Source organism: Bacteroidota bacterium (assembly GCA_041658205.1).
Classification (GTDB): domain Bacteria; phylum Bacteroidota; class Ignavibacteria; order UBA10030; family UBA8401; genus UBA8401.
The window spans coordinates 1436846-1451434 of record JBBAAO010000001.1; the positions used below are offsets into that span (position 1 = coordinate 1436846).

A 14589-nucleotide genomic window follows, 5' to 3' on the forward strand; every position below is an offset into this window, starting at 1 on the left:
ATGCAAAAAAGGGGAATTTTTGCTTAAATACTGCAGCAGTTATCGTTCTGTCTATGGTGTTAAACTTTTTTTTCCCAATCTGTTCAATTGCACAACTTCATTCAATTAATTCTATTAGTATCGTTCAACAGTTTACTCTTCCATTTCAAGTAGTTCACCCGGTATTCATACATTTTTCCTCGCTTCGATTTCCTGACGTTCTATCGTATGATGTTGATTCATCAACATTCTTTATACTGAAAAATGATGGTTTTGGTAAATTCGAACGGGGGAAAACGATTGCTCGTTCAACAGCCGTCTCTTCTATAACTGTAGGAAATGTTAATAATGATGGTATCGACGACATCGTAATTGTCCATCGTGAAGGAAATCAATTGGAGGTGTTGATCAGCAAACAGTCCGATTCAACGTATAGACAATCATTTTATCCTGTAAATTTTTATCCGGAGAAAGCCACTATCGGAGATCTTAATAATGATAACATTCCCGATATCATGAGTTACGGTATACTTTCATCGGGTATAAGTTTTCTTCAGGCGAAAGGAAACGGAATATTTTATCCTGTAAAATCTCTCTTCGAGAATATTTCAGTGAGCAATGTTTCCCTGATTACGATCAATGGGGACAACGTCATTGATATTGCACTACATAATTGGCTAAGCAATGAAACCATTTTATATCTTGGATTGAGGAAGCTTAAATTTAGCGAACAGACGGTTCTTTCATTTGGTGAAGACAGTGTACACACGCTGTTTTCCGATTTTAATAACGATCAACTTGCTGATGTTGCTGTCACTTCAACAAAAGATAGGACACTTCAAATTCTTGAAGGTGATGGACTAGGAAATTTTTCTTTTTCACGAGCACTTCCCATGTATCATGCACCTTCACGAATTGAATGGGGAGCCTTTCACACTCCTTCATCAACAGATATCGTATTGATTGATGAACAATCAAAGATCTTTTCCTTATTTTTAAGTGAGAGTAATGGAAATTTTTTTGACGAAATGATCTTCGGCACCGAAACGATGTCCTCTTCTATTTTGCCGGGAGATATCAATGGAGATGGCTTAACAGACATCATTCTTTTTTCAGAGCATAACAATGAATATAGCATTTGTTGGAACTCTCAGACCGATTTTGTTTCGAATGAAAGTGAAATATCCTTTGCGGTAGGATTGAAACCGAACAATCTCTTTGTGCAAGATCTTGACGGTAATTCGAAAGATGATCTTGTTATAACCAATTATGAATCTGCGACCATATCTGTATTGATGGCTGACAATAAATATTTTTCGGGTCAGATATCTCTTGAAACACCTGATAAACCTGTCGCTGTTTCTCTCTACGCAAAAACAGATTCAACCATCACACTGTATTCTATTCATCAAGAGAATCCAAAAATCTCATTGATTACTCTTCGAAAAGAGAAAGATACTTTATCCACATTAACCGGAGTTGTAGAACAATTTTCTATTTCACTTCCTGAAAAACCAATTACTGTTCTTCCCGATGTTTCCTATATGGAAAAAGGAATATCTTTGTATGCATTTATGCCATCGGGGACGAATTCTATTGTTTTTTATCAACAGGTAAAAGGGACGCGTTTTCTGACAAGAAGCCTTGTCCCGATCATTCCTTCAAAAATAATATTTTCAACAATCAACGATCTTAACAATGACGGTAAAACGGATCTTCTATACGTATACAGTAATATTGATACACAAAACAATCTTTTAGGAATCACATTAAACGATTCTAGCGGAAACTTTAAGGGGAAAGTATATTCAACTGTTTTGATAGATTCGATCATTAAACGTGCGATTATTTATTTAGAGGATGTTAACGGTGACCAAATTAAAGATTGTTTGTTATATACTTCTCCAAGTAATTCACTTCGTTTATCGTTAGGAAAGAAAGACAACACGTTCGAACAATTTGAAACTATTCTTGATTCGCTTTCCGTAAAAATGACAGAACAAATTCAGACATACGACTTTAATAATGACGGAATTCTGGATATTCTCTTTGCCGATAAAATGTCAGGCGAATTACTATTGTATCGAGGAAAAGGGAATGGAAAATTTTATTCTTCGGTAACAATTGCAGATCTTCCAAACGATTCTGTATTTCGCTGCGGTGATTTTAACGGAGACAATGCCGCAGACATTGCTTATACTCATCCTTCAGGCCATACGATAACATTGATTTATGGGAATGCGCATTAATATCCTAACAGTAATTTTCTTTTCTGCACTACTTTTCGCTCAAGAACCGGGAGAGAAATGCGGAACCTATAGGCAAGTTCAACTCATTACGCAAGCGAAAATACAACAGATTGAACTACCGGTTGTCACGCGTCCTATTCTTCAAAAAAGTATCGTGACGAAGAATCAAAAAATCCGAATTCATTATGACACATCCGGGAGTAATACCCCCGCAATGGTTGACGCTGCGGGAAATCGTGTTGCCAATTCTTCAAAAAAATTTATTGACACACTCTCAGTAATTCTGGACTCCGTGTGGCATGCTGAAATCGACTCGTATGGATTTACTGAACCACCCAAAGACAGCGGACGAGGAAACGGAAACGAATTTGATTTTTACGTGTTGGAATTAAGTCAAGGTTTGTTTGGTGAAACTATTATTGAAACCGATTTTCCTGTTGGTCCAACAAAAACCAATCAACAATATGCAACCTATATTCGAATCGACAACGATTTTGGTGCAGGGTACAGAACAAAAGGCGTCCAAGCAATTTTAGCAACCACGGCGCACGAATTTCATCATGCGATACAAGTGGGAGGATCTGGTGTTTGGGAATCGGACCAATTCTATTTTTACGAAATATGTGCCGAAGCAATGGAAAACACTGTCTTTAATGAGGCAAAAGACTATATCTTCGATGTTCGTACGTATTTTAAAAATATCTCTTCAGTTCCCTTGTTTATTCGTTCGCAGAGCAATTATCCGGGATACGAAAGGGCAATATGGGGAATGTTCTTGATGAAGAAATATGGAACCTCTATTATGAAAGAGATCTGGAATGAAATGAAACTTCAACAGCCAGTTCCAGCTTTAAATGCCGCCCTGAATAAATATTCCACATCCATTCAACGAGAATATTCCGATTTTTCATATTGGAATTTTTTCACTGCTCATCGCGCAGATTCTATTCGATATTATTCTGATGCAAAAATTCTTCCCTCTGTTGCACTGTCCAATTCTCTCGTTGCAACATCAGTGATACAAGATCACATGGTAATTTCAGAAAGCTTTGCGTCAAATTATTATAAAATAAGTGTCGCAAACGATTCATCGTTTTTTATTATTTCTAACACACACTACCAAGACGGCATTGGAGTTGGACAACAATCATTATCAGCAAAACTTTCTTACACCTCTTCTTCATCAAGCGGTTTTCCTTCAGTTTCCAAATCTATCTTTGCTGCATTTACCCCATCAGAACCGCAATTTTGGTCTTACATTTCGGTAGGGAATAAGTCGTTTGGATCTTGTTTCCCAAATCCTTTTAACCCATCGACTTCTTCTTTTTTGATTTCTCTTGACGGTATTGGTGCATTAAGCGATGCAACACTATCTATTGTTTCAGCCTCAACTATGGATCTTGTTTTTTCAAATACTGCCAAATATACTACGTTTTCTGGCACACAATATGCGGAATGGAAAGGAAGAGATAACAAAGGGAATATAGTGTCGTCAGGTATATATTTGTATATTTTGGCGAAGGGTTCTTCTGTTATCAAAGGAAAATTTGCAATAATTAGATGAAAAAACTGACCTTTAAGTCCGAAAATATTACTAAATTATATAATCGTAAAAAGATTCTGGAAAATATCTCATTTTCTTTCACAGAAGGTGTTTCATTTGCAATAACGGGAAAAAATGGTTCCGGCAAATCAACATTGGTAAAGATACTTTGTGGTGTGTTATCACCATCAAAGGGGATAGTTGAATTTACGGTGAATGGTTCAACCGTTCAGTATCCTGATTATTATCCTTATATCGGTTTAGTTTCGCCGTATTTAAATATGTACGAAGAATTTTCTGCAGAAGAGAATCTATCGTTTATATCGAAGGTCAGAAACTTAGGGATAAAGAGCAGCGACCGTGCGATGATGTTGCTGAATGAATTCGGTATTTATGAACATCGAAAAAAAGAAGTCCGCTATTTTTCATCGGGAATGAAACAACGATTAAAATATTGTGCGGCATTATTACACGAGCCGTTGTTATTGGTCTTAGATGAACCATCTTCGAATCTTGATCAGTATGGAATTGAAGCTGTCCGAAAATTTATGATGCTGCAAAAGCAATACGGATCATTAATCTTTGCAACGAACGACAAAGACGATCTTCAATATGCTGATACAGTGTTTTCGGTTGAGAATGGCAAATAATTAGTTACGCTATAAAATGACTCTTACAACCTCTTATCACATTTTTATCAAAGAATTCGTTTCCGAGTTTCGGACTCGGTATGCATTAAATGCTTTGCTGATGTTTGTGGTGACGACGCTTTCAATAATTCTGTTTTCTATTGGCGCAGAATCACCTTCGAATGATGTTCTTTCTGGAACATTATGGATTGTGATTTTTTTTAGCGCCATGTCCGGCCTTTCCCGCACGTTTGTTGCCGAAGAAGAACGTGGAACATCTATGACTTTACGGCTATTAGTAAATTCAAGTTCGGTGTACATTGGAAAGTTAGTGTATAATTTCATTCTGATACTTTTTCTTTCCATTATTATTGCCGCTTGTTATTTGTTGTTTATCACAGAATTCACTGTCAAATCGACCAACATTTTTTGGATTACAATTGTTCTTGGAAGTGCAGGGCTCGCAAGTGCTTCGACAATTCTTGCAGCAATCATCGCAAAAGCAAACACAAAAGGGACTCTTTTTCCGGTTCTTGCCTTTCCGATATTATTACCGCTTTTGCTTACATGTATTAATGCTACAAAACTTTCAACAGAAGGAGCCTTTATCTCTGAAGCACTGAAAGAATTTCAGATCTTATTGTCATTCACAGTGGTGATGATCGCTACTTCATTCTTAGTATTCGATTTCGTTTGGAAAGATTAAAACAATATGAAAATGTGGCTCAAAATTGCAGTTTCTGTTTGGTTAACAGGAATTATTATCGCAGGAATAGCGTTCCCAATGGTGAGAGTTCCTGAAACGTGGTATCAGTTTCCGTTTATTCCGGGATTGGAAGAAAAAGCGCGGAATATTATTTTCCATGTTCCAATTTCGTGGGCTACCGTTGTTGCATTTGTTATGTCGATGATCTATGGCATAATATATCTTCGTAAAAAAGACATCGACTATGATCTTCGATCGGTTTCTTCGGCAAGTTTAGGTCTATTATTATGCGTCCTGGCCACTGTAACCGGTGCAATCTGGGCGAAGTTCAACTGGGGCTCATTTTGGAATTGGGATCCTCGTCAAACATCGATCTTTATTTTGTTATTGATCTACGGAGCATATTTCGTTTTGCGTTCAGCTATCGATGAAGAGGAACGCAGGGCAACATTATCATCTGTCTATTCAATCATTGCCGGTGTTACCGTTCCTTTTTTTATTTTTGTGATGCCAAGAATTATGTCAGGACTTCATCCCGGATCGCTAGGAGATGAACAAGGGAAAGGACCTGTGTTGGAGTTTAAAATGGCAACGAACATGCTGTTGGTATTTTTAGGATCATTAGCCGGATTTACGGTATTATATTTTTGGATGTATACGATAAAAGTCCGCCTAATGAGAATCGAGCGTCAAGTTCAACACTTTACAGACACTAATTTATAAGGAATATTCATGGAATTTTTTGAACAAAATCAAATGTACGTCGTTCTGGTCGTTATCCTTGCGATCTGGTTTGGTTTTTTAGGATATTTATTTAAACTCGATCTGAAAATTAAAAAACTTGAAGAACAAATTAAGAAATAATAGGAGAGTATATGAATCTAAAAGTAGTGGTGGCAAGCATTATTATTGTTGGAGCATTGATATTCGGCGCATCCACATTTATCGAAAGCAATATTGAGTATATGGATTTTTCCAAAGCTCAGACGGTCAACAAAAAAGTACAGGTAAAAGGAAAATGGGTGAAAGAAAAAGAATCCTCATTTGATGCTTCTAAAGCGCAATTTACATTTTATATGGTTGATGATAATGAACAAGAAGTGAAAGTTGTTCTCGATGGTGCAAAACCAAATAATTTTGATATTGCCACAGAAGTTGTTGCTAAAGGTCGTTTTAAGGATGGATACTTTCATGCCAATGAACTGCTGACAAAATGCCCTTCAAAATATGAAGGCGACGGCGAAGCTGTAAAGAAAACATTATGAGGTATTCATGTTTGGTGCTGCAATAATCAAAATTGCATTTGCGTCATCGATCCTATCTACGGTATTCTACTTTATTGTTCATAAGAATGCCTCGGAGCAGGTGAAAAAGTTTGCACGGTTATTTTATGAACTTGCCGTTGCAAGTATTGTTGCTGCGTCGGTGCTGCTGTTATACTTTATACTGACTCATCAATTCCAGTACTATTATGTTTGGAATTATAGTTCCACAGATCTCCCTCTTTCATTATTAATCTCAACGTTTTATGCCGGCCAGGAAGGAAGCTTTATGTTATGGGCTTTGTATACCGGCATTATTGGATTGGTATTACTTCGCTATACAGCGAAGAGAGGATATGAAGCGGAATTCATGGCTGTGTTTTCTGCGATCTTTTCGTTTTTAATTTTGATGCTTGTCGTAAAGAATCCCTTCAAACCAATATGGGAACAGTTCTCCACAGAACTTCTTCATGTTGGTGAAATTCCAAGTACAACAACGAACTTTATTTGGGTAGACCAAGCACGAGGACTGTGGGCTCAAATACCATTGGAAGGGAAGGGGTTGAATGCATTACTGCAGAATTACTGGATGGTCATTCATCCGCAGATACTATTTAGCGGTTTCACTTCTATGTCAATTCCATTTGCGTATGCAGTAGCCGGTATGATGAAGAAAGATTATGTCAGTTGGATTCGTGTTGCAACACCTTGGACTGTTTTTGGCGCAATGATGCTTGGTACCGGAATTATTCTCGGCGGATATTGGGCATACGAAACACTTGGATGGGGTGGATACTGGGGATGGGATCCGGTAGAAAATTCTTCATTGGTTCCTTGGTTAGTATGTGTTGCATCCATTCATACGATGCTTGCTCAACGAAAAAATGGGACATACATTAAGACCAATTTTGTATTGAGTATGTTTTGTTTTCTGCTGGTGCTCTATTCAACATTCCTCACAAGAAGCGGTGTTCTTGGTGAAACATCAGTTCATTCATTTGTTGACCCCGGCATGTGGGTGTATTGGCTGTTATTGCTTGTGATAGGATTATTTACTGCACTCGGATTTGGATTACTCTTCAAACGATGGAAAGAAATGCCTGTCGTACCTGTGCAACACACACTTGTGTCACGTGAATTTGCATTATTTCTTGGCGCATCATCTCTCGTATTTGCCTCTATTTTTATTGTTATAGGAACCTCATCTCCGATTATTACGAATATTCTTAAAGGAAAAATTTCTGCGGTCGATCCTTCGTTTTATATTACAACGACGCTTCCGTTAGGTATTGCTATAGCCTTGCTTGCTGGCATCGGTCAATTATTATGGTGGCAGAGTTCAAGAACGGATGCTTTGTTAAAACAACTCATAGCACCGTTATCTCTGGCAACGATATTTACAATTGTTACTTTTTTGATGGGTGCAACGCATGTTGCTATGATTATCTTTATTTTTGCTTCGGCATTTGCATTATTCACTAACACGATCGTCGGTTTTAAGATTGTGCAAGGAAATCCCAAAATGGCGGGAGGTGCGCTGGCACATATAGGTATAGCGATTATGTTCCTGGGATTTGTAGCATCAGCAAAATATGATAGCGTTAAAACATTAAATTTAGAACAAGGGAAAGAAGTGGAAGCGCTTGGATATAAAATAAAATATGTCGGTTATCAGCCGATGGAGCGTGGTCGTTTTGGATTTAATGTTGAAGTCGAAAAAGATGGAAGTAAATTTGTCGTTACACCCGTTATGTTTAAAGAAAGTGAAGAAGGATCTCTCATTCGAAATCCTGATATCGTCAATATGATTACAAAAGATTTTTATGTCTCTCCGCTATCTTTGGAAGTTCCGGAAGAGTCAGGGGATGATCATTCGCTGACATTGACCAAAGGAAAAACTGAAACTTTTGAAGGGATGAAAATACAATATTTAGACTATTCATTCACCCAATCGAAAGAAAAAGGGAATTATTTAGTGATGAATATTGAAGTGACAAGGAATGGGAAAAAGGACATTGTTCACCCAACGATGTCCAATAAAGGGGGACAGCCGACATTTGCTGAAGCCACCCTCCCCAATACCGATATATCCTTTCTCATTAAAGGAATGAATCCAAGTAAAAATGATGAAGAAGCGAGTGTAACATTAGAGGTAAAGGGATTGCACGGAGAATCAGTATCGAAAGCACCTAAAGCCGAAACACTTGTTGTTGAAGCCAGTATTAAACCGTATATCAATTTAGTCTGGATTGGAACGTTTGCATTGATCGGAGGATTTCTTATTACCATCGTGCGACGAGTACAAGAAGTAATGAAGAAGTAATTTGTATGAGTAGAAAAACAATAAGGCCGGCTGATTGCCGGCTTTTTTGTTTTTAAAGACGGGTTCTCCATTGCTGTACGAGATTCTTATCGATCCGAATTTGTCCTGCAACAATCTTACTTGGAATCGGTTCGGGATAATATTTTTGACAACAGGCATATGCTTCAAGACTTTCCATATTCCAATAGGATGGACAATTAGCACAATGGATATCATTACCGTCAAGATAAAAATCATTTGATCTGCATGATTCGCTAATGCTCATTGCAGTGACAACTTTTCCGCGAGGTGTCACATAGAGCAAAATTGGCACTGTTTGTATCCCTTCAGGATCGTTCACTCGAACAATTCGGTAATTCAAAACCACATCAGACGGAATAATAATATCATTACCATCCATGGTTGCTGACATTTTATTACTCATGATTTTTCCCGATGCAGCGGAAACTCCATATCCAACGGATGGTTGATGATCTATCACCGGATGATACGTCCGATTGATCGTATTAAAAAAATAGGTAATTCCTAAAACGAGGACTAATGCGAGTATTCCGGCTGAGACCAGTTTGATATACTTTTGTTGTTTTGATTGTTCAACTACCACCAATGTCTTGCCGCATTGTAAACAGACAATAGCATTGCTAAGTTGTTGTGAACCGCAGTGAGGGCACGTCATGAAATCTCCTATATCAACACGTCAAAAAATGAATTAAAACCAAGTGGTTCAATACTAAAAAATGGCTCACCATATTCAACATTAATATGCGATCCAAAGTGCCTGTCCCGAGCATAAATTGATTCTAAAAATAATCTGGAAGAAAGAATTGTTTCTCGTTCTTTGCTTTTTGGGTTATAGAATTGTGATTCAAATGCCATAAGCGATTTAATTTTTGTTTCATAAACGTCTGAAACGTCTACAATGAATGTCGGTGGGAATTCATATTTTTGCATAAAATGAAAATATTTTTTGGGGCGGAATGGCGCCTGTCTTTTGCCTTGATAATTCGTCGATATCTTTTCCAAACCACTGTAAAACCATGCTTCTCTACACAATCGGTGAGTATGTTCATGATCTGGATGCCGTTCAAGCCAATGTGGAAATAGAAGGATACTTGGCTGATAGAATCGTATAATCTGAATTATTTTCTTAATATTTGTTTGATTGACTTCAATGTTACCGTCAGGAAATCCAAGATTCATTCTTGTAGGAACACCGAGAATTTTTGTGGCAGTCTCAGCTTCTTTCTTTCTGATTGCACGGCTTCCACGCGTTCCAAGTTCTCCTTCTGTAAGGTCAAGGATTCCAACCTTTTTTCCCTGTTTGATTAATTTTGCAACAGTTGCCGAGCATGATAATTCAATATCATCCGGGTGAGCTCCAATTGCGAGTACGTCTAGCTTCATAGTTTTTATTTTCAATATAATGAAGGTTTTTCTTATTCGCACTCTTTCGTTATATTTAATCTATGAGTGATAAGAAAATACTTACGGTAACTGAATTGACTCGCCAGATTAAAGGGGTCTTAGAACTTGGGTTTACACAAGTTTGGATTCAAGGAGAGATCTCGAATTTCAAATTGCACTCATCCGGACATTTATATTTTACCTTAAAAGACGAACAGGCTCAAATCTCGGCAGTCATGTGGAAAAGCAGAGCCGGTCAACTGTTATTTCGCCCGCAAGATGGAATGAAAGTAATGATTCGAGGAAACATCACTCTGTACGAACCTCGCGGCAGCTATCAAATTGATTGTCAACAAATTCAACCTCTCGGCAAAGGTGAATTGCAAATTGCATTTGAGCAATTGAAACAACGACTTCTTGAGGAAGGATTATTCGACAGTGAACATAAGAAACCAATTCCTGCGTATCCCCAAAAGATAGGAATCGTTACATCGCCAACCGGTGCCGCGATTCGAGATATGATCTCTGTTTTAACACGAAGATTTCCCGCAGTCGAAGTAATTTTTGTCGCTGTAAAAGTGCAGGGAATAGGAGCTGCTGAAGAAATAGCTCAAGCTGTGGAAGATCTCAACCGACAACACCTTGTTGATGTCATGATTGTCGGCAGAGGAGGAGGATCATTAGAAGATCTTTGGGCTTTTAATGAAGAAATTGTTGCCAGAGCGATTTTTTCATCAAAAATTCCTGTCGTCAGCGCCGTAGGTCACGAAATAGATTTTAGTATCTGTGATTTTGTTGCTGATTTACGAGCTCCGACACCTTCTGCGGCAGCTGAACTTGTTGTGAAGGACAAGAGTGAGGTCGTTGAACTTATACGCAATTTTTGCTATACTATAAACAATTCAGTAATAAATACAGTGCATTCACATAAACAAACGATCGCACATCTAACGCAAAGTTATTCGTTTAATAAGCCAAATGATTTGATTCGCCAACGAAGCCAGCAGATAGATGAGTTACACCGCAGACTTGAACAAAATCTTGTCCATAATTTTCAAATGACAAAGCAACATTCTCAAACGCTTTCAGCAAGGATCAATTCTCTGAACCCAAAATCTGTGCTGAAACGGGGATACACGATCATTCGACAAGAGAATACAGTCATAGCAGGGTTGAAGGAAGCGAAGATATCAAAGCCCGGCACAATAGAATTCTACGACGGTATTGCTGAAATTGAAATTATAGGAAAGAGAAAGTAATGGCAAAGAAGGAAGTAAAACATTCTTTTGAACAATCCCTGGCCCGATTGGAAAAAATAGTATTACTGCTAGAGCAGGGAGATGTCTCTCTTGAAGAATCCTTATCGATGTTTGAAGAGGGAATTGTTCTTTCCAAAGAATGTATGGAGACTCTGAACAAAGCTGAAATACGAATCAAACAATTATCAAAAGATCTTAACGGAAAACTACAATTGACGGACTTTGAAGAGTAATGGAATCATCAGAATCAAAATTTTTACCTTTTATCGATACACCGGACGATCTTCGGAAACTTGACGTCTCTTCCTTACGCACTGTCTGTTCTGAAGTGCGTGAATTTTTGGTGGATTCTGTTTCTAAAACTGGAGGACATCTCGGTGCAGGATTGGGAGCAGTTGAATTAACAGTAGCGCTTCATTATGTCTTCAATACACCCATCGATAAACTAGTTTGGGATACTGGACATCAAGCATATCCTCATAAAATTCTCACTGGTCGAAAAAATAGACTTCATACCATCCGACAAAAAGGAGGTTTAAGCGGATTTTTACGACGTGATGAAAGTGAGTATGATACTTTTGGTGGCGGCCATGCCAATACCGCTATCTCAGCAGCTTTAGGAATGGCTACTGCAAGAGATTTTGCTAAAAAAGATTTTAAGGTCGTTGCAATCGTTGGTGACGGTTCTTTAACAGGAGGTATGGCATATGAAGCACTGAATAATGCCGGCATTCTGAAAAAAGATATGATTGTAGTTCTGAGTGATAATAAAATGGTTTCTCTCTCAGCAAATAACCCTACGCTCTGGTCGCTGCATAATTATTTCTCTGAAGCGTTAACACATCCTACATACAATAAATTTAAAGCGAATGTATGGGATCTTACAGGAAAGTTGGATACGTTCGGTGATCGTTTACGAAGTGTTGCAGGAAAACTTGAGAGAGGTGTTAAAGCAGTCGTTACGCCGGGAATGATGTTCGAAGCAATGGGTTTCCGTTACTTTGGTCCATTTAATGGACATAATGTCGTCAAATTAGTGGAAATCCTTGAGCATGTAAAAGAATTAAAAGGCCCTATTCTGTTGCACATCAATACAGAAAAAGGGAAAGGGTATGAACCGGCTGAAAGAGATGCAGCTAAATTGCATGGTGTTACACCGTTTGATAAAGAAACCGGAATTTCTCCTAAATCTTCAGCACCCGCAGCGTATACAAAAATCTTTGGAAATGCACTTGTGGAGATCTGCAAAGAAAACCCAAAGGTCGTAGGAATTACCGCTGCTATGCCCGATGGAACCGGACTTGATATTTTACAACAAGCAATACCTGAACGTTTCTTTGATGTAGGAATTGCAGAACAGCATGCGGTAACATTTGCGGCAGGTATGGCAACCGAAGGATATATTCCGGTGGTTGCAATTTATTCGACTTTTTTACAACGAGCTTTTGATCAAATCATTCATGACGTTTCACTTCAGGATCTTCATGTTGTTTTCGTTTTAGACCGAGCAGGCCTTGTGGGTGCCGATGGGCCTACTCATCATGGTGCGTTGGATTTATCCTACCTACGGTGTGTTCCAAATATGATCATTATGGCTCCTAAAGATGAAAATGAATTGCGCGACATGTTATATACTGCCGTTGAACAACGAAACTGCCCTGTAGCCATCCGATACCCGCGGGGGAATTCCCTTGGAATTGCATTGAAACCAAAATTTGAAAAATTGATTATTGGAAAATCAGAAACTGTTCGCACAGGACAGGATGTTGCAATCCTTGCGATTGGAACTATGGTAGCTCAATCCTTAAAAGCAGCCGAATTATTGGAAAAAGATGGCATATTGGCTGAAGTTGTTAACATGCGTTTTGTAAAACCGCTTGACCTGGATCTTCTTGAAAATATATCTCAACGGTTCACCAATATTGTCACAGTTGAAGAAAATAGTGTTATTGGAGGATTTGGTTCCGCAGTTGTTGAAGCGTTGGCGAATATGAATAAGACACATCTGAATATCAAAATTCACGGTCTATCAGATGGATATGTAACACATGGGACTCCTACTGAACTGTTACAAATCACCAAACTTGATGCATCTGGTATAGCCTCGGTAGTAAAAGAATTTCATTCACAACACGCACAACAAACAATACTTCCGGGAAGAAAGGCACAATGAGCTCAGCCGAAGGAAAAATTGAAAAAGCGAGAATCGGCATTGTCGGATTAGGATGGATCGCTCAAGTATTTCATCTTCCAATCTTATCGAAATTGCCGGATGTTGAAATTGCATGCGTATGCGACAGAGACAAAAATCGTGCACGTGCAATTGCCGAAAAATACGGGATAAAACATTTTTACACCGATTATCAAGAGATGTTGAAGAATGAAGACCTTCACGCTGTTGATATTTGCACCTCCACAGATGTTCATAAAGAAGTTTCCATCGCAAGTTTGGAAACGAAATGCGATGTATTCGTGGAGAAACCGATTGCGCGTAAACTGACGGAAGCTATTGCCATAGCAGAATCAGCAAAAAAGAATAAACGAAAAATTATGGTTGGAATGAATCATCGATTTAGACCTGACACCATGATGTTGCGCAGTTTTATTGAAAACAGTGAACTGGGAAAAATTTTCTATGCAAAAGCCGGATGGTTGAAGAAACCTTCCTCCGAAGGAACTTGGTTCTCACAAAAAGAGATGTCCGGTGGCGGTGTAATTCTGGATATGGGTATTGTAATGCTCGACCTTGCAATGTGGATGACAGGATATCCGGAAGTATCGCGAGTTAATGCAATGAATTATTCTCATAAAACTAAAGTGGAAGATTCATCTGTTGCATATATCACCATGAAAAATGGTACAACGATTACGATTGAAGTCAGCTGGAATTTTCATATAGAAAATGAACTCTACTACTGTAATATTTATGGTGAACAAGGTAGCGGCAAAATTAACCCTTTAACAATCCACAAGGAAATGCACGGAAGTGTCGTCAATGTCACTCCGTTAAAGACCGACACTTCGCAAAATGCTTTAAAAAAATCTTATGAAAACGAATTAAAACATTTCGTTGGTTCCGTACGTGGAATACATCCTGTTATTTCAACAGCACAGGAAGCTGTCCTGCGAATGAAGATTGTTGATGCAATTTACACTTCTGCCGTTAAAGGCAAAGAAATCACTTTTAAATAATCCTTTGAACGTTTTGAAGATAAGACATCGCGAATTTCATTTT

14 protein-coding genes are annotated in these 14589 nt (G+C 38.3%); 12 read left to right on the plus strand and 2 right to left on the minus strand.

Annotated features, from left to right (window positions below; genetic code table 11):
• Positions 1 to 53 precede the first annotated feature (53 nt).
• From WDA22_05945 to ccsA, 8 genes are read left to right on the plus strand one after another with little or no spacing between them, the layout of a single operon-like run.
• The gene (locus WDA22_05945) at positions 54 to 2228 is read left to right on the plus strand and encodes a VCBS repeat-containing protein (GenBank protein ID MFA5833001.1); all 2175 of its coding nucleotides are present in this window, start codon (positions 54 to 56) and stop codon (positions 2226 to 2228) included.
• Entirely contained in the window at positions 2212 to 3792 is a 1581-nt protein-coding gene (locus WDA22_05950) for an MXAN_6640 family putative metalloprotease (protein ID MFA5833002.1), read from the plus strand. Before WDA22_05945 ends, WDA22_05950 begins: the two co-directional genes overlap by 17 nt.
• Complete coding sequence (locus tag WDA22_05955) at positions 3789 to 4421, plus strand: ATP-binding cassette domain-containing protein (protein ID MFA5833003.1); 633 nt, start codon at positions 3789 to 3791, stop codon at positions 4419 to 4421. The genes WDA22_05950 and WDA22_05955 overlap by 4 nt, the downstream gene beginning before the upstream one ends.
• A gap of 16 nt (positions 4422 to 4437) precedes the next feature.
• The gene (locus WDA22_05960) at positions 4438 to 5106 is read left to right on the plus strand and encodes a heme exporter protein CcmB (GenBank protein MFA5833004.1); all 669 of its coding nucleotides are present in this window, start codon (positions 4438 to 4440) and stop codon (positions 5104 to 5106) included.
• A gap of 6 nt (positions 5107 to 5112) precedes the next feature.
• Positions 5113 to 5829, plus strand: a complete 717-nt coding sequence (locus WDA22_05965; protein MFA5833005.1) for a cytochrome c biogenesis protein — start codon at positions 5113 to 5115, stop codon at positions 5827 to 5829.
• 9 nt (positions 5830 to 5838) lie between these two features.
• Positions 5839 to 5970 (plus strand): CcmD family protein, encoded by a 132-nt coding sequence (locus WDA22_05970; GenBank protein MFA5833006.1) that lies wholly within the window; start codon positions 5839 to 5841, stop codon positions 5968 to 5970.
• An 11-nt stretch (positions 5971 to 5981) separates the two neighbouring features.
• Positions 5982 to 6371 (plus strand): cytochrome c maturation protein CcmE, encoded by a 390-nt coding sequence (locus tag WDA22_05975; GenBank protein MFA5833007.1) that lies wholly within the window; start codon positions 5982 to 5984, stop codon positions 6369 to 6371.
• Positions 6372 to 6378: 7 nt separating this feature from the next.
• On the plus strand, positions 6379 to 8691 hold the full coding sequence (ccsA, locus tag WDA22_05980) for a cytochrome c biogenesis protein CcsA (GenBank protein MFA5833008.1): 2313 nt from the start codon (positions 6379 to 6381) through the stop codon (positions 8689 to 8691).
• A 52-nt stretch (positions 8692 to 8743) separates the two neighbouring features.
• Here ccsA and WDA22_05985 read toward each other — a convergent pair whose 3' ends face one another.
• Together WDA22_05985 and bshB1 are read right to left on the minus strand one after the other, a co-directional pair.
• Positions 8744 to 9367, minus strand: coding sequence for a Fe-S-containing protein (locus WDA22_05985; GenBank protein MFA5833009.1), 624 nt, complete (start codon positions 9365 to 9367; stop codon positions 8744 to 8746).
• Positions 9368 to 9375: 8 nt separating this feature from the next.
• Entirely contained in the window at positions 9376 to 10095 is a 720-nt protein-coding gene (gene bshB1, locus WDA22_05990) for a bacillithiol biosynthesis deacetylase BshB1 (GenBank protein MFA5833010.1), read from the minus strand.
• Between the two features lie 62 nt (positions 10096 to 10157).
• On the opposite strand from bshB1, the gene xseA reads away from it, so the two are divergent.
• Genes xseA through WDA22_06010 form a run of 4 tightly spaced genes read left to right on the plus strand, consistent with a single transcriptional unit; the run spans position 10158 to position 14546 of the window.
• On the plus strand, positions 10158 to 11354 hold the full coding sequence (gene xseA / locus WDA22_05995; GenBank protein ID MFA5833011.1) for an exodeoxyribonuclease VII large subunit: 1197 nt from the start codon (positions 10158 to 10160) through the stop codon (positions 11352 to 11354).
• On the plus strand, positions 11354 to 11587 hold the full coding sequence (locus WDA22_06000) for an exodeoxyribonuclease VII small subunit (GenBank protein ID MFA5833012.1): 234 nt from the start codon (positions 11354 to 11356) through the stop codon (positions 11585 to 11587). Before xseA ends, WDA22_06000 begins: the two co-directional genes overlap by 1 nt.
• A complete protein-coding gene (gene dxs, locus WDA22_06005; protein ID MFA5833013.1) occupies positions 11587 to 13527 on the plus strand; it encodes a 1-deoxy-D-xylulose-5-phosphate synthase in 1941 nt (646 codons plus the stop codon). The genes WDA22_06000 and dxs overlap by 1 nt, the downstream gene beginning before the upstream one ends.
• Positions 13524 to 14546, plus strand: coding sequence for a Gfo/Idh/MocA family oxidoreductase (locus tag WDA22_06010; protein ID MFA5833014.1), 1023 nt, complete (start codon positions 13524 to 13526; stop codon positions 14544 to 14546). The genes dxs and WDA22_06010 overlap by 4 nt, the downstream gene beginning before the upstream one ends.
• Positions 14547 to 14589 lie beyond the last annotated feature (43 nt).